The following is a 26,412-nucleotide window of genomic DNA, read 5'->3' on the forward strand; positions in this document are numbered from 1 at the left end:
CTTGAAAAAAGGAGAGGAACTTTTTAATATGTTTAATTCTTAGTCTTTTACTAAAAGATTACAACTAATAATTAATTAGTAAAAACCCATAAATTATTCTTTGTAATCAGCTCCACATATTCCTTGAAAAAAGGGGAGGAACATTTTACAATATATTTAAATCTCAATCTTTTATTCCCAATTTTCTTCAGTAGAAATTCTATTTAGAAACATCTACAAAGTTTTCTGCGTTTTGGAACCATTTGCCGACTACTTGGCCATTCTTATTTATAAACCCCCATTCTTTCTTATACTTCACACGCGCAAGTCCGTTTTGGAAACCTTTTTCAGATCCCTTTTGTAAAAACCCAAACATACCAATTGAAATATCATATTCCATAGGAATTACTAGATTTCCTGTTTTGTCTATAAAGCCCCAAAGTTTTTTCTCTTTTACGGGTGCTAAACCATCATCTGAAAATATCTCGGCGTCTCTGTATTTTATATCTATTACCTTTTCACCTTTTTCATTAATGTATCCCCATTCCTTTCCCATATTAACTGGAGCAAGACCTGCATTAAACGCACGAACTTTATCGTAAGTTGGCTGTACAACCCATTCTCCCATAGCATTTACAAATCCCATTTTACCTCCGCTTCGTGCATAAGTTAGCGATGAATCATTTGTGAAATCCCACATTTTCTCAACGCCATTAATCGGTGTAAAGGTTCCGTTGTTGATCACACCAAAGCTATCGCCTTTTTTAGCCCAAATACCATTTTTGCTAAAATCGCCAATCTCATCGTATTCAGCAGCTACAAACACCTTTCCTTTATTGCTTATCAACCCCCATTTTTCTCCTTCTTTAAACTTTGCATAGCCATCGTTAAAACTTTTAATTTCATCGTATTTTGTTTCAACAATCGCTTTCCCACTGGTGTCTATCAAACCTACTTTATCACCACTTCTAATAATTGCCACGCCCTGATCGAAGTCGTAATACTTATCGGTGGCAGGTGTGTTAAGGGTTTCGCCATTAGTGTTTATATACTTCCACTCTTTACCTTCTTCAACTAAAAAGTATCCAGAATTATAAGGCTTTATACGATCGTAAGTAGGTTGAATTACCCACTCTCCTGTGGCGTTTATAACTCCCCATTTTTTGTCTTTCATTACTGCAGCGTACTTGCCCGAAAAGCTACCTGCTTTGTCATACTGTGGTTGAATTACAAATTCACCAGATCTATTTATATAACCAAAGCTTCCGCCGTCTCGTACTAAGGCGAGTTCTTGGGCGTTTACAGCACTAATCCCCATCAAAAAAATGCTCAGAATTGTAAGTATCGATTTCATAATATTTTTATTTTAAGTTAGTTAAAGTTAAAATAAACAATTTTGAGGAGACTGAATAATTTTATTTGGAAGTATTCATCAAGTACTCTTTCACCTCATTTACATAAGGATACATTACCACATCCTCTTTAAATACAGGCACTATCGCACGAATTTGCTGATACATTTTTTTGGTTTCAGAAGACACTTGATTTTGTACTTCTAGATATTCAATAGCTTGAACAATAGTAATTAACTCTATTGCAACTACTTCGAATGCATTTTCTATCACTTTTTTAGTGATAAGCGCAGCATTTGTACCCATACTTACAATATCTTGATTGTCGTTATTGTTTGGAATACTATGAACATACATCGGATTGCTAAGCATTTGACTTTCTGCTGTTGTTGAAGTTGCAGTAAACTGAACTCCTTGCATTCCGAAATTTAAACCTAATTTCCCCAAATTAACAAATGGAGGAAGAATATCATTAAGTTTTGAGTTCAATAAATAGTTAAGTTGACGTTCCGAAAGCATTGTCATTTTAGCCACAACAATTTTCAGTTTATCCATTTCTAATGAAATATAATCGCCGTGGAAATTTCCGCCGTGATATACATTTCTATTTTCAACATCTACAATAGGATTGTCGTTTGCAGAGTTTACTTCTTCTATTAAAATATTTTCAACAGAATCGAGCGTGTCTAAAACTGGACCTAATATCTGCGGAACACATCGCAAAGAGTAATACTCTTGTACTTTTTCAACAAAAACATCTTCTTCTTTAGTTCCGTTATATAGATGGTGTTCACGTTTTCTTGTAAGCGTACTATCCTTTAAATGCGTGCGCATCATCTCGGCAACTTTACGTTGGCCGTTGTGTCTTTTTGTTTGATTCAACTCGAAAGAAAGATGATCGTCGTAAGCTTTTACAATTTCATTGATGGCAGAAGACGCTTTAATCATCCAATCCATTATAATTCTAGTATAAAGTACATTTACAACACCAATACCCGTCATAACCGAAGTTCCATTCATCAGCGCTAGACCTTCACGTAACTCAACTTTTATAGGTTCGAGGTTTTCTAGTTCGAAAACTTCTGCTGTATTTCTTCGTTCGCCTTTATAAAAAACTTCACCTTCGCCAATTAGCACCAATGCCAAGTGTGCCAGTTGTACCAAGTCACCACTCGCCCCTACACCTCCGTGTTCGTAAATTAGCGGAATAATATTTTTGTTAAGCAATTCGCTCATCAAGTAAATTACAGACGGATGTACACCACTATTACCTAGGCTTAAAGTATTTAATCTAGCCAACATTGCCGCGCGTACGTGTTGAGCAGGAATAGGATTTCCTGTTCCAGAAGCGTGGCTACGGATAAGATTGTATTGCAATTGAATGCGTTCGTCGTCTTTAATCTTGTATTGCGCCATTGGCCCAAAGCCAGTATTGACACCGTAAATAATTTTATTTTCAGAAAATTCTTTCAGAAAATTAAAACTACGTTGAACTCTTTCTATTATATCTTTGTGAAGTTGGACAGCTTCATTTTTGAAGATCGTTTTTTCAAAATCTGCTATTTCCAGTTTTCCTTGTAGTATTGGCATTTATTCTTGAATCTAAGTGTGTAAAAATGTGTACTGCGAAAATAAATTGGTAACTTTCCACTGCAAATTTATATTTTTTTAACAATCTATTTCTTAATTATATGAATGATATTAATGTTGATGTGTTAATAATTGGAGCTGGTCCTTCGGGGTGCGTGGCTGCTGCTTATTTAAACAACAATGGAATAAGCTGCAAAGTAGTTGAAAAAAATATCTTTCCACGTTTTGTGATAGGCGAAAGTCTATTACCGCGTTGTATGGATCATTTTGAAGAGACTGGGCTATTAGATTGTTTGATGGCACAAGGATTTGAAATAAAATCTGGAGCTCGATTTTTGAAAAACAACATTGTTTGTAATTTCGATTTTAGCAAAAAACACACTCCTGGTTGGGATTACACCTGGCAAGTCCCTCGTGCTGATTTTGATAACACATTGGCTAAAGAAATAGTGAAGAAAGGCGTAGATGTTTCGTTTGGGCATGAAGTTGTCGATGTGCAATTCAATACTAACGATGAGGATATTAATTTGACTCAAGGGGTGGGAAGCTCTACCACAACTGTAAAAGATGAAAATGGAAAAGAATATAAAATAAATGCCAAGTTTATAATTGATAGTAGTGGCTACGGAAGAGTTTTACCTCGATTATTAGATTTAGACAAACCTTCTTCCCTTGATGCTAATTCAGCAATATTCACTCACGTTAAGGAAAATAGAAGACCTGAAGGGGTAGAAGGAACTATTATAACCTTTGACGTTGTAAGAGATGATGTTTGGCTTTGGGTGATTCCTTTTTCAAACGGTGTTACTAGTATTGGTTTTGTAGGACCAACCTCGTTTATAGAATCCTACAAAGGCACAAATGCAGAGAAAATGAAGGAAATGCTAAAAATTTCCGATTACTATTACGATAGACTAAAAGATGAAGAATTTTTATTTGAACCTTATACAATTAAAAATTACTCTAAGGCTGTAAAACAACTTTACGGAAAGGGCTATGCTCTTACCGGCAATAGCGCCGAATTTTTAGACCCGGTATTCTCTTCGGGAGTAACTTTCGCAACCGAATCTGGATTAAAATCGGCCAAACTAATAACCAAAGAATTAAAAGGCGAACAAGTAGATTGGGAAGCAGAGTACACAGGGTATATAATGAGAGGTGTAGATGTATTTAGAACCTATGTAAAAGAATGGTACACAGGGAATCTTCAGAAAATATTTTTTCACCGACCAGAAAATCCTGTTATTAAAGAACAAATTTGCGCTGTACTTGCAGGTTATGTTTGGGATGAAACCAATCCTTTTGTAAAAAACCACAACCGTTTGGTTAAAACGGTTGCTAAGGTTATTGATATGGAAAATGAGCGATTAAGCGAGTAAAGTTATTTTGCTTTCTTTTTTATGTTGTAAGCAACTTCCTTAGCTAGTTTAGCATAAGCTTCAGAAATTCTGTATCCAGAATCGAAGTCGTAACCCATAGCGCCACTCCCTTCTACTTTGGTGTAATTGGCAGACCATAGTACTTCGGAGGGGTTACTTGTTTTATAAACCGAAACCGTAGCTTCAAGCTTAGCGTTTTTTCTAACTATCCCAACGTTATATCCTGCCCACATCATTGTGGAATGAATTTTCATTGTGTATTCGGCATCTATATCTTTGGCTACGCGTACCTCACCATCAAAACGCTTATTAAAAGATTCGATAAACTTTGGCTCATATTTTTCTTCCCTATCTGCAAACCAAGATTTTTTAAATTCCTCTCCAGCTCCAGCCTCCTTATTTTCACGTTTTTCCATTTTATCCTTTAAAAACGCTTCTTCCGAATCGTATTTTGGAATCTGAACTCCAGTGTAATCAAACTCCAAGTTATAGACTGCAATACCCTTAAGGTTCTTGAAATCCCCTTCTATCACCTTTACTTTCTGTGAAAACATAACTGTAGAACTCAGTAAGATTGAAAGGATTAAAACTATTTTTTTCATAATTAAAGTGTGTTAGTTAAATACATCTTTTAAAGATAGTTATCATCTTCTAATAAATTATTTAAATCGTTAAAATAATATCGAGACGTATTCACCGTATAGACTTAGCAAATTTTTGTTTGCTAAATATCTACTTCAAATAAACTAAAGAATAAAAAAAGCTGCCTCCTAATAGGAGGCAGCTTGAATTGAATTTAACTAAAAATTAATTACTGCTTTATAACTTTGAAGTTTTCTGTTAATCCGCCTTCAAAAGTAACACGGAATAAGAAAGTTCCAGTTGATAATGCAGAAACATCAACCTTACCGTTAGATACGTTTACGCTGCTCATTACTTCTTGACCCAATAAGTTGTACACTGAAATTGACTCAATGCTTAAGTTTGAAGCAATGTTAAGTTCATTTTGCATTGGGTTAGGGAAGTACGAAAAGTTAACTGATGAAAAATCATTCACACCTGCAGTACTGTCTACTGTTAGGGTATAATCTTCAGTTTCTCCGTATCCTTGAGTTTCATCACAAGACATATCCCAAGTAGCTGTAGTTTGTCCTACTGCTGCCACACGAACTCTCATCCTGTAGTCTCCATCTGCAAGACCAGCTGGTATCGCTAATTCACCTGTTAAAGCTTCGTCAGATCCAGTTCCGATATAGAAAAACTCAGACTCCTCAAAAGTTTCGCTGTTGTCAAAATCGATCCATACAGATACAGACTCACTTGCCCATCCATTTCCTACACTTACCGAAATTGGGTACGTTTCACCTGCTGCAACAGTTCCAGACATAGCAGTATAATCGCCATATCCATCAGGGCTACAAGTAGTAGTATTGTCTATTTCTTGGAAAGTTACATTAGTAATCATATCGTTATCTGTACAATCTAATACAGGGATACAGTAACCTCCACCACCAGTACCAGCACCTACAGTGAATTTATAATCTTCAAATTCTCCGTAACTAAATCCAGTTTCACAAGGATCAACATCTCCAGTTGTACTTAACCAGTGACTAACAATTCTCATTCTAGTATCACCTTCTAAAGCGTCAGCAGGAACAGTAAACGCTCCAGCATGGCTAGTCTCATAACTAGTAGAGTTGTAAACTACTTCAGTAGTAGTATCAAAAACACCATCTTGATTCCAGTCTACCCAAATTCTAAATCCAGCAGTACCACCTTCCACATCAACAGCAAATTCAACTTCACCACCAAGCTCTTGAGCTACAGTATGTGTATCATAGAAATCTCCATATCCGGCAGGTGAGAAACCAGACGCCATATTTGAAACATTCTCAGAACCTCCAGTCGTACTAAAGTTGTCTATAAAACGAGTATCGTTTGTTCCTTCAGGTATACAGTAAGTAATTGTTCCACCACCAGTGTCACAATTTAAGTCGCTAAATGTAGCTTCTTCACCACCTGGAAGAACGCCGTCTAAAATTTCGTTCCCATCAGTTAAAATGGTGTATGCTGGAGTATTATCTCCAAACGTACCAATAGAGTTAATATAGAACTCTAGCGGCCCCTCAGCATTTGTTGTTTGCTCGTCGTAGTAGCCTTGACCGTAGCCGCCTCCAGACAGCAATACAGCACCACCAGCTTCTCTTAACTCCCATTCAACTTCATCACCAAAGCTAGTACCTTGAACTATAACTGTCCATTCGCAACCACCGCCACCACCAGCTTCTTCACCGTGAATTTGGAATGGCACTCCTTGTGGTGTATTAGTACCTGAATCCAACCAAGGACCCCATCCTGTTGAAGATTTTTGAAGGGCGTCTCCTGTTGAATCAGCACCTAAAACAACTACCGGCGGCTGCCAAGGTCCAGACCCTCCGGTACCATCAAATGAATATTCTAACCAGTATGTACCAGCACTTAAAGTAAGACCTGTAATAGCAGCATTTACTTTTTGGATCATTCTTTGTCTACCTCCTTGGTCATCCTCCGCAACTCTAAATGTATTAATATCTTCTACAGAAGTGAACACATTAGTTGTTTGGTCTCCCCAAACTATAGTAGAAGCTGCATCACTTGGGTCTCCATCCCAGATTGTTACATACATTGCATTAATACTAGTGGAGGTAGCACCTGTTTGGTATGCATATCCGGTAATTTCAGTGATTTCAGTTTCAGCAAGTAATTCAAAATCATCTGCAAAACCAAATCCAGCTGCGTTTGACACGTTTCCACCAAGGGTGTTCATTCCTAATGTAATAGATTCTAAAACACTCAAATCTGGAGTTCCAGCTACATTTACAAGAGGTCCGTTATCGTAGACAACCGTCGCTTGAGTACGTGGGTAAGAAGATGTTGACGCGTTTTGGAAAGTAAACGTATTTGGATCTACTCCATTAACGATAACTTCTCCTACACCATTAGTTCGTTCATTAAAATTAGTCCAACTTGAATTAGCTCTAGAGCTACTCAAATCTGTTTGGGCTTCGCTAGTCGGAACCGCTCCGAAAAACAACATCGTGGACATAAGCCATGATCCGCATAAATACTTTGGTATTTTTTTCATCATAATTAAAAAGATTTGGGGTTAAAAATTAAGTTATTATCAGAAGTAAGTAAGACTTACCATTTTTTATCTCTGTGACACATTAAAGCAATCAAAACTTAACTAACATAGTTACCACGTTTTATAACTAAATAGCATTCGATACATTTTTGGTATGGAAACTTTGGAAATTTATTCTTCTGCCGTTGTACGTTTTCCAGACTTGTTAATTCTGTGATTTACAACTTTAGTAAGACGATTTGGACTTCCTTAATTTAATAGCACAAAAATTGATTTAATGTGTTTTTACATTAAGGTTTTAAAGAATTAATAAAAGCTAAAATTTTTTGCTTTGAAGAAAGAGCAGGGTATGCAAGAATAGCAGCGAATAAGTAATTTACTTTCATAATTCTAGGTTAATTAATGTTAATTCCTTTCAAACTTAGGAATAAATTATGATAAAAACCAATTCTTTTAAAATCTTTTTTAAAAAATAAAATCCTCTTAATAAAAACGCTCTAAGCCATAGTAAAATCAAGCTTTTTCAGTAACACACTGTCTGTCAATCACATCCGATTTTATGATGTTTTTCCAACTAAAATAAACCAAATAATTTTCATTATTTTTATAATTACAAGCACACACATATTTCATTATTAATCATTTAACATAATTAATTATAATTCATTTATTTATTTCTTAAATGGCTGATAATTTAACCTATGACACACTATTGAATAGTTTAAAGCAAATCTTATTTGGAAAAATCAGTTGTAGAGGAGCTGAATAAGACTAAAAACTTACAAAGCAGGATGACTTAAATGAGGATTAATTATTTAGAGTGTTTATTAGAACTTGAATGAGCAATGGTGGAAGTTTTTAAAGGAATTCTGATGAGGTCATTAGCGAACTCAAGATTCTATTTGTAGAATATTTATAAAAATTAGTACTGATTAAATATATAAATTGACACTAAAAGAAAGTTCATAATATTGATAATTTAAGGCCAATAACAGTAGCTTGAATTAGCAAATAAAATCGCTTAACCCTTATTAATAAAGGACTAGGTAAGAAGGTAAGTGATATTATATTTTTTTGGGTATTGCATTGGAAGTTGTTCAACCTATTTAACCCCAAAATAGTCTTTAACTTCTTCTAAATTTTCGATTTCTTTTAAATATCCAGGAGGTCAGTTTGTATTTGAATTTAATATGATATATTAATATTGGAAAAGGTCTTAAGGGTCTATGCCTTTCTTCAATTAATAGACCTTTTAGAATTGCTATGTCAAAATCAGTATTTGAAGCTTTTGGAGAAAACCTATTTAAATTTTTAACAAAATCCCTATAATATTTTTTAAATAGTATAAAGTCATAATTAAAGTTATTCAGCTTATTGTAGAAATCATCAATATCAGCTTCTGTTAAGCTAACTTTTTGAGTAGATAGATTAATAACCGTGGAATACTTTGAAATTCCTTTAAATACTAAATTATTCTCAAGATCTTCTGTAGATAGTTTTTTAGCTTCATTCTGCACCCTCGGTAATTTATTTCTAAACTCTACAATTATCGAATAAAATAAATAATGCTTCTCATAGAGAGGCTTAAGCCACAGTGTTAAAATATTAATTAAAGCATCCATTTTTGTTACTTTATATCTTAAATCCTTTTCCAATATCGTAAATTCCTCATATTACAACCTCATCCCATACATCCTATCATTCAGTTCTCTCCAATTAGGAATGTGTTTAGAGAGTTCTGCCCAAAATTCCTTTGAATGATTTTTTATTTTGGTGTGAACTAGTTCGTGGACTAGCAGGTAATCTATTAGTGAATACGGTAATTTTATAGATTCTATATTGATAGTAATAGAATTATTGGGTGTACAATTACCCCATTGTTTCTCCAGTTGTTTAAACTGAACCTTTTTATAGTTCAAGCCTGTTTTCTTTGACCACTTTTTTAATCTTGGTTTTATCTTTTCTTCGGCTTTCTGAGTGAAGAAGGTTTCAAAGGCTTCAATTAAGTTGGATTGGCTGTTTAGCCTTTTTGGGGTAAGCACTTTAAACTTTGATTCAGTGAAATTTATTTCTATGTTTTCAATATCTTCATTGATGAATATCTCTACATAATACTTTCTGCCTAAATATTGAATCCTGGAGCCAGTAACAATCTTATCTTCCCCTATGGACTTAACGAGCTCTAATTTATCTATTATCCACTTGGCTTTTTTGGCGATTAGTTTATCACTTTTTTCAATAGGTATAGCTTCCCCCTTCAAAGTAACTCCTGTCCCTTTTTCTACAGTTATGTAATGGGATCTGAGCCCTTCCTTTTCAAGAATGGTGTATTCAATAGTTTTATTTCCGTACTTAATCTCTGGCATACCATTTATCAATAATGTATTGAGCCGTTTCTTCTATATCCAAGCCATTAGTCGAGGCAGCTCTTCTTATATAAAATTCTTTACCTCTTTTTTTGGTTATTAAAAATCTTGGTTTATTGCTTTTTTCTATATTCACCAGAAAAATCAATTTAGATTGTACGACTTCGAATCCATAATTCAATATAGCATCTATTGGTTCAGTAAAATGGTCTCTAATTAAATTATCAAAGTGTTTTAAAAATCCATCTTGAGACTTTGATTTAAATGTTTTAATATCGTTCTCTAAACCAAGTATATTGCCTTTATCATCGACTCCAATTAACAGAACCCCACCTTCTGTATTTGCGAGGGCACTAATAGTTTTCGTGATACTATGTTCAATATACTCTTTCGGCTCATTTGTTTTTAGGCAATACCGTAATGAGGATTTAAATTCAAGATTTCTGTTTTCGCCTTGTTTAATTATCCCAGATACCAATGAGTTATCTTCTTTTTGCGTATCAACTTTTCTTTTAAATTTCTCAATTTCTACTTCACCTTCTTCATATATATTACCATTTTGCAATTCAAGTTGATTTTTTACCCTCTCATATTCTGCTCTTTCATCTTCATCTAAATCATCATCTTCAAACCAAGCTGAAGGATTGCTACCACTCCAAAATTCAGATGGTGTCCATAAAACTTCTGAGAATACTACAGCTTTTGGGTCTTCTATATAAATAGTACTTAATGTGTGTTTTTCTAGGTCATAATACTTTATTGTAGTAACCCAATTTTGGGTGTCCCATTTATTTAAATCATAAATACTTTTTTCCAGCTCTAAGTTTTTTTCTGTATCGTAAGCAGAATCATTCCACCCCATTAAAAAATAATCCTCTCCTTTTGATAATAACTCTTCATCATCGCTAAAGAAATAGAGTCCGACCCCAAGGTTTTCTGGGAAGTTAGAGGGAAATTCTCCTTTTTCATTGTAATATTCAACATATGGAGTTAACAATTGATTCATAATTGATATCTCCTCGAAAGCATCCGCCTCAATTACATCCAAGTAACTTTCGTAGTGGCTATAGGCTTCCCTTCGAGCCTCTATGGGGTTCTCGTTCGTAAAAATTTCTTCAACCTCTTTTAGTTGAAAATCATCCGTACCTAAATTTATTGCATATCGTGCTTTTACCTTATAGTGTATCATCCCTATCCTTTATTTTTAACCAAAACATCCACCATCTCCCTAGCTTTTATTTTAGCCTCTTTGGAGTCTAACTTATTCTGTAGCAATCGTTTTATTTTGTTTTCAATATCCTTTTTAACCCTTCCTTTATTCTCCCAGTCTACAATACCTAATTCACCATCTATCAGGCTAAACAAGCTTTTTGTAGCTTCTTCTGCTTCTCCATCAAAGATAGTCTTCATTGACGCAAAAACCGCTTTAGAGCGCTCCGTATTAAAGCCTTTTTCGTCGCCTTCTTGTTGCTGCTTTATAATGTCGTCCTGAATATTTGAGAATGCCAAAAGTAATTGAGTTTGATTCAATCTTTTAGCCGCATATTCCTGTAGTAATTCTTCCAATCGCTGTGCTAAAGGTTTGAAGAAATCTGGGTTTTTATCTATACCTACTTTGATGGTGTGTTTTAGATTATTTCGCATTTTTAGCTCCTTGGTATCAGGAGAAGCACTTCTCATTTCCTCTTTAAATTTTTCTTTGTCTATGATAGAAATTGGTTCATTTAAAAGATTTTCTACACCTCCAGATTTAAGGTGTTTATCAATCATATCCTGAAGCATTTTACTCTCATCTTCACTAATTCGTAATCCTTCATCATCAGGAAAAGCGTTTTTTGCTCTTAGCTTTAATTCATTATAAAGCTCAAAATCTTTTTCATATTTAAGTGCTTTTGGGTTTGGTAGAATACGATTAATTGACTTATTGAAATCCTTTAATAAGGTTTTAAACTCATCTCTTTTATCCAATGGTTCAATAAACCTGATTGCTCTATCTATATACCTTTCTCTATCGTACTTTCTGTCCGTTTTCAGGGGTTTAAAGAAATCTACTAATTTGGTGTGATTTAATTCAAGCAATGGAAGCTCTTCGTTGATATTTTTGAGAATGTCATCTGGTCTTAAATCTCCTGAGAATATTTCCAAAGCTTGGATTAAGTATTCCGAAATGCCATTATAATCTACAATAAAGCCGGCACTCTTTCCTTTTCCACTTCTGTTAACCCTTGCTATCGCTTGAAGAAGATTATGCTCCTTTAAAGGTTTGTCTAAATACAAGCAAGAGGCTATTGGAGCATCATAACCCGTTAAAAGCATATCTGAAACTATTAGAAATGCTGTATTATTGTATTTCTTCTTCCCTGACTTTTCTTTATCATTTTCATCTCCAAAGGGTAATTTATAATCTTCGGTTACTGTTTTTACCATTTCTTGGGGCACTACCAAAATCGGCTTTTGATTATCAGGGTTTGCCTTGTTCCATTCCAAGGTCTTAAAGTAATTTTTTGCAATGGGATCTGCTTTGGGGGAGCCCATACTGATGACTACTTTGGATTCAAAATTATGGAAACCTTCATCTTTTAGTTTAAGAATTGCCTTTTGATATTTTATGGCCGCATCCCTTCCAGAACAGACAATCATTGCCTTGTGCTTATCGGGAAAAATCTTATCTCTATAATGGGTGATTATGTGTTTACTTATTTCAGCAATACGCTCCTTGGAAAGCTGGTATTTACGTAAGGCTTTTCGTTTTAGTAAATCCTTTTTCTCTTCAGTTTCATCTTTAAACTTCTCATCAAACTCTTTATCGAGCTCTTCTTTTTTGATATCCAATTTTGCAATACCCTCATCATATAAAAGCTCCACAGTGGCACCATCGGCCACAGATTCCTTTATGGTGTAAACATCTATGTATTCACCTCCGTAAAATTCCCCAAGAGTGGATTTATCTTCTTTAGAAATTGGCGTTCCTGTAAAAGCTATAAACTTTGCATTTGGTAATACAGAACGCATAAAAGCAGCTAAGAAACCATAGTGGCTTCTGTGGGCTTCATCTACCAATACATAAAGATTTTCTTTAGTGGAGAGTTTGTCAAGGTCAACTTCAGTCCTTTCTACTTCTTGCCATTTTCCATCGATGAGCTCTCTGGTAATCTTTATAAGTTTGCCATCTACAACTTGCTTTTCAATAGTAATATTTCCTTTTTCTTCTATCTCTGTTTGGTCTTCTTCGGAAGTGGATTCTCTATCTGTTTCTTGAAACTTCTGAAGAGTTGTAGTTATAATAGCCCCATAATCATTACTTAAAAGTTTTTGAAGATGTGCTACCGAAGTAGCTTGTTTTACGTTTTTAAACCCGACATTTTGAAATGTGGTGGTTATCTGCCTATCTAAGTCCTTACGGTCTGTTAGTACTAAAATGGTGGGGTTATTAAAACCATACTCAGGAGCTTGAAGTTTACGAGTTATAAAAGCCATAGTGAGTGATTTTCCACTTCCTTGGGTATGCCAAACAACGCCTCCTTCATCTTCTTTTAAGCGAGCTATAGTTTTATTGGTAGCACGTAATTGTTGGTAACGTGGCAGCTTTTTAATGGTTCTTCCTTCTTCAATCTCAAAAAGCACAAAATGACGAATAATATCTAAAATCCTTTCCTTTCTAAAAAGAGAATAGATCAATATGTCTTGAACTGTAGGTTCCTCTCCTAGAAAACTAAGGTCTTCTCCTTTGGAAGGTTTGTAAACTGAAAAAAATTGTTGAGGACTACCGATGGCTCCATATTTACCTCCATCTCTCCAAAGACCAACGCATATTTGGTTGAAATGGAATAGCTTCTCTGAGTTCTCTTGATAGTGTTTTAAATCACTATAAGCAGTATCCCAGGCATTGTTGGCCTTTGGGGATTTGCATTCTATAATGGCTATGGGCAGACCATTTATATAAACTACTAAATCTGGAATAGAATGTTGTGCGCCTCCGTGATATTTAATTTGGTTGACAATTAGAAAATCGTTATTATCTGGTTTTGAATAATCTATAAAATGAACAGGATGAAAATTCTCCACACCATCGATAACTTGTTTTACGGTGTGCGTTCCACCTTTAATGAGATGCCAAATTTTTTCGTTGATTTCCATTAAGGAAGTGCCAGTAACGGAAGTAATGAGTGAATACACCTTATTGAGATTGTTCTCGTTTATCCAAGGGTTCAATCTTTTAATAGCACTGAGCAATCTGTCTTTTAGGATAGTCTCCGTAATATCCAAACGTTCACCCTCTGTAACACCATTGTAATATTGATAGCCCATTTTTTGAAAAAAGGTAATGGCAGGGAGTTCGCTTTGGGTGTATTCGGGTGTGTTATTCATAATTTCAAGTTATCGACCAGTTATCGACCAGTTATCGACCAATTATTAATTATTTATAGCGTTTTGGTCGATAAAGTATTTGGTTCCTCTTTTCTCTCCTTCGGAGCTAACTACTCCTTTTAAAACCATTTCATCTAGCATCCTTTTGACTTTTCTTCTATTTATTTCTAACCCTATTCTTTGATGAATATCTCCAATAGAACAAGGTGCATATGTTTTTAAATCCTCTAATATAAGGTGTTCTAAGCGATGTGGTTCAATTTTCTTTAAATCGGTTTTACCTTTAAAATCTACGTTCCTTAATAATTCAGGGTTTATATGATATTCGGTTGCTTTTGTTTTTCCTTTACTTAAGACAATTTCATTTTTAAGCAAGTTACCCATCCAATATTTTAAAGAGTCATTATTTCTTATGCACAATTTACTCGTTAATGAAATGGACGATAATACTCCACTTTGAGCAATTAAACCTAAGGCTATAATTTCCTTTTGATTTAAATTGAACGTATCATTAACGTTAGACATTAATCTCACAACCTCTTTACTAATAATTTGCTTTTTTAAAGTAACTATAACTCTATCATCCAATTCTTCAACCACGGGCTCAGGTTTACCATTAAAAAGCTGAATTTCAAAAACTTTATCATATCCGCTGCCTTCTTTTTCCATTAATTTTAAATCGTGGAAAATTTTCGATAAATGCTGATTTCGTTGAACCGATTTGGAAATAATATTAGCAGGAGTAACTCCTAAGGGCAATCTGCCAGGTGAGTGAACTTCTAATCTATCGTGATATAAGTTGATAAAAATATCGCCTCGCATTGTATAAACCCTATGTACAAGTGCATTTGCAATTATTTCTCTAATTACTTCAATATCATAATTAGGAATCGTTTTTCTGAAAATACCATCTGAAATTTCTACAGACTCCTTCCAGTCTGGTAAAGCAATTACTTCATTTAATAACTCTTTCGGATTTTTAGTAAAATCATCCCAAATCCGTTTATTTATCTTATCTCCTCTTTCGTCATACTTAATAAATTGAATTGTAGGCGCATAGTGCATAAGCGCTCTATCTTTTCTATTTCCAAACCATAAAACCCCTAAATTAGTTAAATACTCATTTGACGTTAATAAATAATGTTCTAAAAGCTCTTCTCTGGACATTTCTTTTACGAAGTCACTTACTCGTTCTGAATTAATAATATCAGACAATAACGCATCTCTTTTTTGATAATTAGCATCTTCTAATTTCACTTTCCTAACGACCTTTTCTTCCCAAACAAAAGCTTGCTTATCAGCAGCTACTCTAGTCATATCTTCTGGTAAGATTGGTCTACATTCATCCGAAATACGTATATAGTACTTGCCGCTAGAAGTACAAGCAATGGTTTGACTACTTCGAAAAACTTTTAAATTTATGTATTCGCCACCGTTAGGTGCAGTTTCAATCGTTGCAACTATACCAACATTTAGTGTAAGCTGAGGTATCGTTTTATTGATTTTATCAACTGTGGCGGGTTTTATTATTTGAGTGGCTTCTGGAAGTTCTTGGTCATCCTCTATGCCTATCAAAAGCTCACCACCAACACCATTAGCAAAACAAACGCACTCTTTGGCTAATTCATTCCAATCAGCTGTAGGTCCTTCTACTTTTTTTAATGACTTTTTATCGAAGTGACTATTTTCTTCCATTACACTTTCATTTAATTATGTTTTCGCAATCCTAGTTTAGGTAATATCCAAATGTTCATCCTGTGTAGCACCATTGTAATACTGATACCCCATTTTTTGAAAAAGGGTAATGGCGGGGAGTTCGCTTTGGAGGTATTCTGGATTGTTGCTCATTTATATTAAATCTGAAATTTTGAATCTATTTGGTAAGGCAAACTCTTTAGTATCGTCTTTAAAAATATCTATATTTTGATTAGAATCAAACCTATCTTACCAAAATGTCTTGTAATTGTGAATTTGGAAAATAACCTAATATCCAACTGATAAACGCTCTTTCTCTTTTTAATTACTCTTTACTTGATTATATATTATCATCTTATTTTCCTCCATAGTAGTATAACACCAATTCAATGTCCCGTAGCGTGAGTTCCTCTTTCTCCTTTTTACATTCTACTACCCACTCTTTCATCTTTTCAATATAAAAAAGTACTTTTCCAATGTCGCCATTAGGTCGATACTGAAGACGCAATTGCTTGTCTTCTCTAAATAATTTTGACCAAGCCCTGATTACTCTACTATCATAAATAGGAATTTCAAGGGGAGCGACAAAATGAAGAACCTTAGACACTCCTACAACGCTGTTGTTTATAACAGGAGTGAGTGTTTCAATTAGCCATTTGACGTCACCATTGCTTTGCTTGAGTTTCTTTAACTCAATAATCAAGCGATCGCTATCCTCGAGCTTTTGCATATAAATATTTGGAATTGTAGGCATCCAGGAATATGCAAATGAAACTATTTTCCAAAAATCATCTATGGTATCCAATGGCTGAGATATAAACACCTTGTAAGAGTGAGTATACCATTGAATATTTTTATCCTCGCTTATTATTTGGCTTACTTCATTTCGAAGTTTTTCGTATGTCTGGTAACTAAGACCCATAACCTATAATTATATCTTTATCATAGTAACAGAGCCCATATTATTAGATTTTTCGTGAAATTTCATACTCTTATAATTAAACTTTCACCCTAATCTTCCCCGTCAACAACTGCTGCATCAAGCCTTTTTTAAGCTCTTGATATTCGGCTTTTTTGTCTTGTTGGATTTGGATTTTTTCGTCTACTGAGCTTAGGATTTCTGCTATTTCTACTTGCTCTTTAATGTCTTTTGGAACAGCAATAGGAATTAATTTTAAATCTTTCAATCCAATCCTTGCTCTAGTTGTTCCTGTACTTTTTGCCTCCGCATTATCTAAGAAATATTTTGAATTAATAGCTTGAAAGACGAATTCGTTATTAAATTTCTCTTTGTCGACAGATAACCTAATCCCGTCAGAACACATTACATATCTTTCATCTGTAAATGGAACCTTACAACTTCTTGCAACAGGAGCCATCTTTGCTAGAATTATGTCTCCAGGAAAAATATTACAAGAGAATAACTCATCTGCCTTTTCTTCTGAAGTAAAGGTAATTCCCTTGTCTATAAACTTACCCTCTCCAATGTTTTGAAGTTGAAGAATTTTCACGCCAGTCTCTGTATAATGTTCTGATTTTAAATCTGACCCAAATGGACCTCCAGTGAATCCATATCTATCAGCTTTATTTCGAAGTTCATAAATCGGGACTAATTCCCAACTCTCAGGAATCTCCCCCAAAGGCGAATCTTTAAATTTGGTATGCCCAATGCCCTTGGTGAGCAATTGTTGCATCAGGCCTTTTTTAAGGGCTTGGGTTTCGGCTATGCGTTGGTCTATGGCTTCAATCTTTTCATCTACCGTGGAAAGGATTTCGGCTATTTTTTGTTGTTCGGGGAGGGGAGGTTTTGGAATCTTTATCTTTTCAATATTTGTCCTAGATAAACTTGGAACTCCAGTAGCCTCATTATGTTTTCTCCAATTAATTGATTGAAAAACTAGATAGATGTAATAAGGCAAAACTTCTTTGAAAGAATGAGTGTAGAATAAGGTGTCGACTGTCCAAAACTTACCATTTAGAAAAACAGGTTTGTCGATTGTACCCTTTCTTCCTATTCCGACACTTTCCCCGTCATATAAATACTCATTAACAGATGTCATATATCCTCCAGTTCCATAAACAGGAATATCACCTTCTTCTAAGTGCTTATAATCACGCCCACTACCAATTGTTAAGACCTCATTTAATTGGACGACCTCCCAATTCTTAGGAAATTCTCCTATGGGACTATTTTTATATTCCTCTCTCATATCCCCAACTCCTTTAAAAACGCAGCCAATTTTTGGTCAATTTCCTGTTCCTTATTTTCCAAAACTTCGATATTCCTTTTCACCAAAGCCAAATCCACAATAGGTTCGGGTTCGCTGGTGTCTATATATCGGGAAATGTTTAGGTTGTAATCGTTCTCTTTAATTTCAGCTAAAGGAACAATACGCATATATTTTTCAATATCGGTAAAACCATCATAAGCATCGACAATCTTGGAAACGTGTTTTTCTTCCAGTTCGTTTTGGTTTTTGCCTTCCTTAAATTCGCTGCTGGCATCGATAATAACCACCTTGCCTTTATGGGCTTCGGTTTTGTTTTTATTAATAATCCATATAGATGCGGGAATACCTGTATTGTAAAACAGAGCGCTTGGCAAACCAACAATGCCTTCAACCAAATCAGCTTTTAGTATGGCTTTACGAATTTTACCTTCTGCGCCTCCACGAAACAAAGTTCCATGAGGTAAAACAACTCCAGCCTTTCCATCTTGCTTTAGTACAGCAATCATATGCTGTAAAAAGGCAAAATCTGCATAGCCTCTTGGGGGAACGCCATATTGCAAACGACCATAAGGGTCTGATACTACTTTGGAGTAATTAGGTGATATTTTCTTTTCTTTACCATCTTTACCCAACTTGGTTTGTAAGTTGGTTTCCGCAACAGTCCACCACTTATCCATAGAGAATGGAGGATTGGCTATAACACGGTCAAAAAGCATTAGCTCATTATCTTCATTGCGGTGCTTTGGGTCTGTAAGTGTATCGCCTTTGCGAAGGTCTGCATCCATAAAGTTGTGCAGAATCATATTCAGCTTTCCAATAGCCCAAGTACTCAGGTTTTTTTCTTGGCCAAAGAGGGAAACGTTTATGTTATTGCCAACCTTTCCATTGGGTTGTTCTGCAATATAACGTGCAGATTCTATGAGCATACCACCACTCCCAAATGTTGGGTCGTACACCTTGTTTTTAGGTTCAGGCTTTATAAGATTTACAATTAATTGCACCACACCTCTTGGCGTATAGAACTCTCCTCCTTTTTTACCTGCATCATCTGCAAACTGCTTGATTAGGTACTCATAAGCATCTCCTAAAAGGTCAGGAGTGGCTAAATCAGCATTACTGAGAGAGTATTGATTAAAGTGGCTTAAAAGACGCTGTAAGAGGTCATCAGAAAGTTTTTCTTTATCACCAAACTTGGTGGCAGTAAGCACACCTTCTAAGGTGGTGTTTTCACGTTCAATAGCCGCAAAAGCTTTATCGAGAGCTACACCTATATTTTCCGTTTGACTAGTAATAAATTTCCAACGAGCTTCTTGTGGAATTTGAATGTAGGTGTCTTCTTCAGCTTCTTCTCTTGAAACCTTATCACGCTCCATAATGTTTTCTACTTCTTCCTCAAAAACGTCATTGGCACGTTTAAGAAACAGTAATCCGAAGATGTAGTTTTTAAAATCTGAGGAGTCTATGCTACCTCGTAATATATTCGCTGAATCCCATAGCCAGGATTCGAGGGTTTCTAGTTTTAGGGTCATTTAAATGGGTTTGTGTTATTTTATTTGGTTGAGTTTTATTTCAATAGCTTTTATTTCTTCTTCTACATCAAATTTTATAAGATCATTTTCATGGTTGAAAGTGTTTATTGCTTGATCTGCTAAAACATTTCTATCGGCTAAAAACAGAATACGAGGTCTTCTAGTTTTACCTGAACTTCTATCAAACTCATAAATACGTTAACCATTAGTAACATACACAAAATTGATCTTTAATTTTTCGGCATATTCGAGCGCTTGTTGCAAACCTTTTGTGGGATGATCATCTAGCTTTTTCGCTTCTACAATGGCTAAATTGGTATTATTATACTTTAACAAGTAATCTAGGAAGAGCCGTTTACCTCTTTTATTTCCTAATAGTTTTCTACCATCAGTAAAATAATATTCTCTAACAATATGAATGGGCTCCCATCCACATCCAGCCAATTCTGGATCAATAAAATTTGCCCTTGTATCTGATTCAGACATTATATTTCCCATAGACTGAGATTAACTATTAAAAAATTTTATAAAACAGGATTCCCTAAAAAATTATTAGCAACTATTCATTGTAAGCCGCCCTATAATTGATTTTCTTTTAGACATTCTAAGGGGAGTTGTTAAAAATAGTAATATCTAAATTCTAAAAAAACTTTATGAGATAGAATTGTTTTTAATATGGAGAATGGTCACTTATACTGAATGTAAAATTAATGTATGAATATTTTTTGTTTTATTAAATGCTCTTCAATTGTTTTGGTTATCAAAACTTAATTAGATAAAAGAGTATTAAAAAATTAAGCTATATGAAGATTAAACTATATTTCACCGATACTTCTCAGCTCCCAAAAACATTTTGCGGTTGCTGAAACATCTGCCATGGCGTCATGCGAGTCTTCAAAATCAACCCCAAATAGTTTTATGTGCAATTCGGAAAGACTTGGCCACTTGTAACCATATATGCTTTTTATTGCACAAAATTTTGTCGATTTTAACTTAGTGCATATTTTATTTTTATCTTTTGTAAAATCTTTAAAACCATTTCTTAATAACTCTGAACCAATTATTTTCTCATCAAATTCCATGTTATGAGCCACCAAATAATCTGCCTTACTTACTTGTAAAATAAAATCTTTTAATACGTTGATAATAGATTCCCCTTCTCTCAAAGCTCTCTCAGTTGTTATCCCATGTAGGTTGGATGCACTTATAGGAATAGTAAAACCTTCTGGCTTTATTATAAAGTTATTACTTGACACCTTATTTCCATCATCATCAAAAAGAAGATAAGCAAGTTGAACGAGGCGAGGCCAATTATTAAAATCTGTTGCTGGAGCATTATAGTTTTTTGGAAGTCCCGTTGTCTCAGTATCAAAAAATAAATAATGTTTTTTATTAACTGATTGGAATAATTTTCTATTAAAATTTACTTGGTTATTACTTGATGTTTTCTTAGCTATTTCAAACACATCATCTTCAAATCTTCCAATTTTTTGTTCACCATTTAAAAGAATTAAAGTTCCAAATCCACTTTTTATTCCATCCTTGAAATCTCCAATATATTTATCACCATTCTTGTAGTTTAAAGTGCCGAACCCGTCATATTTATTATTCTTAAAATCACCTTTGTAATTCTCACCATCGGAAGATGTTAAAACACCCGATCCATTGAATTTACCATCCTCATACTCTCCAATGTATTTAAACCCTTTTGATGATATGAAGGTGCCAGAACCATTATACTTTCCATCTTTAAAATCTCCAATATATTTATCACCATTTAAAAAAGTTAAAACCCCGATTCCATCATATTTACCTTTTTTGAATCCACCAACATATTTATCGCCGTTTGAAAATGTTAAGGTTCCATTTCCTTCAAATTTATCATCTTTAAATCCTCCTATATATTTATTTCCATTAGTAAACACTAAACAACCTGAGCCATGTCTTTTGTCATCTTTAAACCCTCCATCATATTTCTCCCCATAAATAAAATTAATTACACTTATCCCCAACTTTTTTTGATGAGGTAGTCTAACAACATTCACTATTTTTTCACCTTTACTTAATTTCGCGATATTTCTTCCTTTATCTACTCTTCCCTTTTTAATTAAATCATTAGCTCTAAAAGCAATATCATTATTCAAATTTGTAGAAGCCAGAAAAACGTTTTTATTCTGAGCCAAATCAATTGTTAGAGTAACACCAATATTATATTTATCATCCCCATTTTTGACTCCTTTTCCGCCAGGGTACGTGATGCGATAATCATTAATTTCAGATTTTCTAGTATTTCCAGTATTTGTTATGGTAAGCAGGTATTCTTCTGCACCTTCCTCAATTGACATTCCAACAACATAATCATTCTCATCTTCCAAATTAATACCCTTAATTCCTATAGTGTTAATTAACGATGCTTTAACTCGACTAACATCGAACCTCATAAGCCTATTGGACTTACTACATATCAAAATTCTATCATTAGGATGTCGACTAAGCTTGACATCTACCAATAAATCATTCTTTTTTAATTTAATAGCAGATTTTACAACTAATGAATTATTTAAATATAAATCTAATTTTGATCGTTTAACGATACCATTCCTAGTCACAAAAATCAAATCTAAATTTTGGTAATGACTAGATCCATTCTCTATACATATAATATTTATAACCTTATCTTGCCTATTTATATGAAGTAGTTCTTTTACATTACTTTCATCATTCAATTCGTTTATGAGCATCGAAAAAAAACTACCAGATTGAGTAAAGCACAGCAATTTTGATTTTTCAGTTATAACTTCAATTAAAATAGGAGATGCTATAAATTTATTTTTCCTCTTCTTATTAAAAACGATATTTTCAGCAAATTGAACATATTCATTAATTTCTATAGTTTGAAACTCAAGATCCTTGTTCATCAATAATATCATAGGTAGATATGTTAATTTGTTAATTGTAGTAGAAATGGTGATTTTTTTTAAAAAAAACTTAGGATACTCTAAACTTCATGTTGAATTGTGAGAATTAAATTCTACGAGCGAGATTACGACAAGATTTAGATTCAATAAACACTTCATTCTAATAGTTAGTGATTAGTTCAAACTTTTGACTTCATTATATAAAAGAATTAAATGGTTATTAGACATATCGATAAGTGGTTCAAACATAAAAGCATTAATATGAATATTTTCAGGAGTCATTAAATTAACTTTATCTAAAGTAAAACGAGCCTCACTGTCAGGATTTTTATTGCAATATTCTTTATATAAAAATTGAGTTTGATTTTTTTTTATTTTAGTTATATCAATTTTTGGTAATTTGTTTATTAAATATTTCTCAGCTTCCAGTCTGATTGCAATTGCTAAAGATATTTTATTTTCCAATGCTATTTCATTATTTCCTTCAACACATATTGATTCCGCAGTTTCATTAATAAGTTCAATCAGATTCTTGTCTCCAAAATTTATAGTTTTATCTTTAAGTTTAACCAACCTATCTTTAAATATATTAAAGATCTGATATACTTTTAAATTTTCAGTTTCTTCCTTCCTATGAAGGCAACATGTTAATGTTAAATAATCTGTATTCTTTTTTGAATCACTGTATTCAATAAGGTTTCTTACAAAAGCAATGAGGCTTATGAAGAACTTCGGGTTTTTAAAGTTATTAATAAAATAAGAAAAAACATCGTTAACATATTCACCTTTGTGAATATTTATTTCATTTTGGTGAGTTTTAGTAGCCATATAAATTGCTTCTCTTTTTAATTGCAATCTCGAAGCTACAGTACGATAAAAATCAAAATTATGTGTTAGTACAATCGTTTTAAATTGGGTTTGTTGATGAACTTCTCTCATATATTCAATTATAGCAAACTTATTTTTGTAATCGAATGAATCCGAAACATCATCAAAAATCAATAAATTGTTATTCATTCTTAACTTTCTTGCTTCAATCTCGAATAAAAAGTGTAATATAAAATAAGCTCTTTGCTCACCTTTACTTAATATTGCAAGCAAATTTGTACGATCTTGTTTTACGGCATCCTCGCCCCTGTCAGAATATTCAAAACTCAAATTTGCAGTGTCTTCTTTTAGAATAATGTCTTTTTGGTTTAGAATATTAACTTTAAAGGGAACGTGAAATCTAGAATTATATATCTTAATGATATTGGTCCATAGTTCAAACTCTTTATTAGATTCACTAATTATTTCCTGTAATCTATTTTTTTTCTTATTGTACTGATTTACAATGTTTATAGCTTCACCCCTGATTTCTGACAAGTAATTAATCCATACCTCTCGCTTAAAATTTTCATAGTTTTTTAATTTTACTAAAATCAAATTATCTTTTTCTATAACTTTTTTAAAAGACCTCAACTCTGCATTAGATCCAATCGCTTTGTCAACCTTCTCAAATGACTTCCTTAACTTTTCATCATTTAATATGTTTTGAATTTCATTATCAATTATAGACTTTAAGGCATCGGCATTTTCGACTTCAGTACCATCATCTAATACGAATTTATGACCAGCTTCAAAAAATGAGTTATCCTCGATTGATTTAATTATAGTGTTTGCTTGATATGTGCCAAATGTATTAGTAGAAGATTCTTTGAAAAATTTAGATTTAGATATAATATTTTTATAATCTTTAGAATATTGATCTAAAATGTCTTTATTTCTATCAAGGAATTTTTCCACATTTCCTTTTTTATCAAAAATATCGTTATACCGAAAATCGTATTTTTCAAATTCAGATTTTAAAAAACCTATTTGATTATTTAATATTTCAAAGAAATCAAAATTGTCATCTTCTTGAAATGTATGTATTAATTCTATTTCGCAATCAGTACTTTGCGAAATGCTTTTTAATTTCTTTACAAACTCAAGTTTTAATTCATTTAATATTTGGTATATTTCATCATATTCATCTTTTAATACCTTACTAGCAAGAAAGCTACTGATCTTACTTGATGCATCAAAACTATCATCTTCTGCATTTATAACTAATATATCATTAGGATCAATTTCTACACCATCACTAAGGACATCATATTTAGAAATTCTAGATTTATAAATTCTGTCACAAGGTTTGTCTATCGTGTCACCTTGTGATATTAATTCAAAAGTTTTTGCCAACGAAGTTTTCATTGTTCCGTTTGGCGCATACACTAAGTGAGTATTACTAAGATCAAAATTAAATTGGTGTTCTAGTTTTCCAATACCAAAACAGTTTTCTAACTTAATATCAAGATGTTTCATTTGCTTATATAAAATAATAGTTACTTATGACAGTTGGGTGATAAAGTAAACCTATTTTGTATATTAACCTGTGAAGGTGTAAGAAAAATAGATAACCCTTCAGAATCCTAGACAATAAAGACCTAAAAGAACTTATAGAAGAATATTCTTAAATTTCAACTAATTTCGTACAAATAAGATCAGAAACAATTAATAATGACACACTTAAACTTCTATAATTTACCATCAATAGCAATGAAGTGTTGCCTAAAAAACTGTTCAGGATTCGGAAACTTTTTTGAAATTCTAGGGGAAATGTCTGTATAATACTCTGTACCTTGGATTCTCATACTAACCCAATCATACTCTTTTAATAATTCAACATTTTCTTTAATATAGACCTTATAATCCTCATTTTTTAAAATGACTTCTGTAACTGGTGCGAAGGATGCAGATACAAACCTGCCACAATCCGTTTTACTTACTTGGATAAATTCTACAATTTCACCATTTTACAATTTTACTTTTAAAGTTGAATCTTGTTGTAACATACAGCCCAAATCACTGCTAATAGAAAGATTAACGGCGTAAATTCCTTCATTATAATACGTTGCATAACCTGATAGTTTTGATTTTGACTTTGAAACACCAAATGATAACCAGTTTTCTGTTTTAATAGATTTTTTATTCGAAAACTCATCTACAGTTACAGTCGCATTTACATTAGAATCAATAGGCTCGGCCGATACAGTAGGCAGCTTATCCTTCCAAGTTCCATTACTATATATAATAATTGAATCTCCTTTTTCTGTTATTGCATTAATCTGACCAAATGCATTTAATGTTAATAAGCTAACAAGCAAAAATGCCATTGCGTATTTTATTTTCATAATCATTATTTTTAGAATAGCTAAATAGTACTTAGCATTAGAATTAAACTACGATATATTTTTTTTATTTTTATGATACATAATATTCTCTCTATAATGAAAGACTTTCATTACTACAATACAAGGATCGCATCTATATTATACAATTGCACTAAATTTTATTCGAAAAGTATTTCAAATAATAATAAAGTTGATGGAAGCTCAAATAAATAGAAAACAAAAACAGTTTAATTAATCGGGGGGAGAATATTACTTCAAGCTTTGTTCAAAAATATTAAAATTTTTAACATTTTAACATTATTAAACTTATTAATCTTTTCTTCGGTTCGTAAGTTAAAATTATAATGCATAAAAGATTTAACAACAGGACATATAACATTAAAGATTGGAATTATAGATCCTTAGCCTAATTCTACAATCAATAAAACAGAGTTAAAACGATAAAATCGACTAACATTACTCCAACCAATAAGATAAAAACAGTAAAAATAGAGTAGATAAAACGGATCATTCTCAAAAGTTGTGTGTGAATTGAAATAGAATTCTGATTTTTGTTTTTTTAAAACAAAGCTTTGGACAATTATCTAGACCTACTGAAACTTATCCTGCCTGAATTTTTAATCAATCACTTCGATCTTGTAAAGAATACAAAAAGTGGTGAAGTTA

16 protein-coding genes and 1 pseudogene are annotated in these 26,412 nt (G+C 33.2%); 1 reads left to right on the forward strand and 16 read right to left on the reverse strand.

All coding sequences use genetic code 11. The features are described from left to right. Window positions 1-199: 199 nt before the first annotated feature. Both FHP04_RS13365 and FHP04_RS13370 read right to left on the reverse strand, forming a co-directional pair. Complete coding sequence (locus FHP04_RS13365; protein ID WP_139856644.1) at window positions 200-1,333, reverse strand: WG repeat-containing protein; 1,134 nt, start codon at window positions 1,331-1,333, stop codon at window positions 200-202. Between the two features lie 61 nt (window positions 1,334-1,394). After that, window positions 1,395-2,921 (reverse strand): HAL/PAL/TAL family ammonia-lyase, encoded by a 1,527-nt coding sequence (locus tag FHP04_RS13370; protein ID WP_139856645.1) that lies wholly within the window; start codon window positions 2,919-2,921, stop codon window positions 1,395-1,397. Window positions 2,922-3,022: 101 nt separating this feature from the next. Between FHP04_RS13370 and FHP04_RS13375 the strand changes: the two genes are divergently transcribed. Beyond that, a complete protein-coding gene (locus tag FHP04_RS13375; RefSeq protein WP_139856646.1) occupies window positions 3,023-4,300 on the forward strand; it encodes an NAD(P)/FAD-dependent oxidoreductase in 1,278 nt (425 codons plus the stop codon). A gap of 2 nt (window positions 4,301-4,302) precedes the next feature. Here the strand turns inward: FHP04_RS13375 and FHP04_RS13380 are convergent, their stop codons facing one another. The 14 genes and pseudogenes from FHP04_RS13380 to FHP04_RS13445 form a co-directional block, all read right to left on the reverse strand. After that, a complete protein-coding gene (locus FHP04_RS13380) occupies window positions 4,303-4,902 on the reverse strand; it encodes a hypothetical protein (RefSeq protein ID WP_139856647.1) in 600 nt (199 codons plus the stop codon). A gap of 209 nt (window positions 4,903-5,111) precedes the next feature. Continuing rightward, a complete protein-coding gene (locus FHP04_RS13385) occupies window positions 5,112-7,427 on the reverse strand; it encodes a GEVED domain-containing protein (RefSeq protein ID WP_139856648.1) in 2,316 nt (771 codons plus the stop codon). Window positions 7,428-8,548: 1,121 nt separating this feature from the next. Further along, window positions 8,549-9,079, reverse strand: a complete 531-nt coding sequence (locus FHP04_RS13390; RefSeq protein WP_139856649.1) for a hypothetical protein — start codon at window positions 9,077-9,079, stop codon at window positions 8,549-8,551. A gap of 18 nt (window positions 9,080-9,097) precedes the next feature. Beyond that, window positions 9,098-9,790 (reverse strand): M48 family metallopeptidase, encoded by a 693-nt coding sequence (locus tag FHP04_RS13395; protein ID WP_139856650.1) that lies wholly within the window; start codon window positions 9,788-9,790, stop codon window positions 9,098-9,100. After that, a complete protein-coding gene (locus FHP04_RS13400) occupies window positions 9,777-10,979 on the reverse strand; it encodes an AlbA family DNA-binding domain-containing protein (protein WP_139856651.1) in 1,203 nt (400 codons plus the stop codon). The genes FHP04_RS13395 and FHP04_RS13400 overlap by 14 nt, the downstream gene beginning before the upstream one ends. Before the next feature lie 2 nt (window positions 10,980-10,981). Continuing rightward, entirely contained in the window at window positions 10,982-14,158 is a 3,177-nt protein-coding gene (locus FHP04_RS13405; protein ID WP_139856652.1) for a type I restriction endonuclease subunit R, read from the reverse strand. A 45-nt stretch (window positions 14,159-14,203) separates the two neighbouring features. Beyond that, window positions 14,204-15,853: an ATP-binding protein gene (locus FHP04_RS13410; RefSeq protein ID WP_139856653.1), complete on the reverse strand. Its 1,650-nt coding sequence runs from the start codon at window positions 15,851-15,853 to the stop codon at window positions 14,204-14,206. 355 nt (window positions 15,854-16,208) lie between these two features. Further along, window positions 16,209-16,775: a hypothetical protein gene (locus FHP04_RS13415; RefSeq protein WP_139856654.1), complete on the reverse strand. Its 567-nt coding sequence runs from the start codon at window positions 16,773-16,775 to the stop codon at window positions 16,209-16,211. A gap of 76 nt (window positions 16,776-16,851) precedes the next feature. After that, complete coding sequence (locus FHP04_RS13420) at window positions 16,852-18,063, reverse strand: restriction endonuclease subunit S (protein WP_139856655.1); 1,212 nt, start codon at window positions 18,061-18,063, stop codon at window positions 16,852-16,854. Continuing rightward, window positions 18,060-19,613, reverse strand: a complete 1,554-nt coding sequence (locus FHP04_RS13425) for a type I restriction-modification system subunit M (protein ID WP_139856656.1) — start codon at window positions 19,611-19,613, stop codon at window positions 18,060-18,062. The genes FHP04_RS13420 and FHP04_RS13425 overlap by 4 nt, the downstream gene beginning before the upstream one ends. A 57-nt stretch (window positions 19,614-19,670) precedes the next feature. Further along, a pseudogene (locus FHP04_RS13430) lies at window positions 19,671-20,111 on the reverse strand (hypothetical protein); the annotation flags it as partial. Window positions 20,112-20,428: 317 nt separating this feature from the next. Then, a complete protein-coding gene (locus FHP04_RS13435) occupies window positions 20,429-22,543 on the reverse strand; it encodes a DNA gyrase C-terminal beta-propeller domain-containing protein (protein WP_139856657.1) in 2,115 nt (704 codons plus the stop codon). 162 nt (window positions 22,544-22,705) lie between these two features. After that, window positions 22,706-24,877 (reverse strand): hypothetical protein, encoded by a 2,172-nt coding sequence (locus FHP04_RS13440; protein WP_139856658.1) that lies wholly within the window; start codon window positions 24,875-24,877, stop codon window positions 22,706-22,708. A 491-nt stretch (window positions 24,878-25,368) separates the two neighbouring features. Beyond that, complete coding sequence (locus tag FHP04_RS13445) at window positions 25,369-25,746, reverse strand: hypothetical protein (RefSeq protein ID WP_139856659.1); 378 nt, start codon at window positions 25,744-25,746, stop codon at window positions 25,369-25,371. Between the last annotated feature and the right edge of the window lie 666 nt (window positions 25,747-26,412).

This window comes from Aequorivita sinensis (assembly GCF_006346335.1).
GTDB lineage: Bacteria > Bacteroidota > Bacteroidia > Flavobacteriales > Flavobacteriaceae > Aequorivita > Aequorivita sinensis.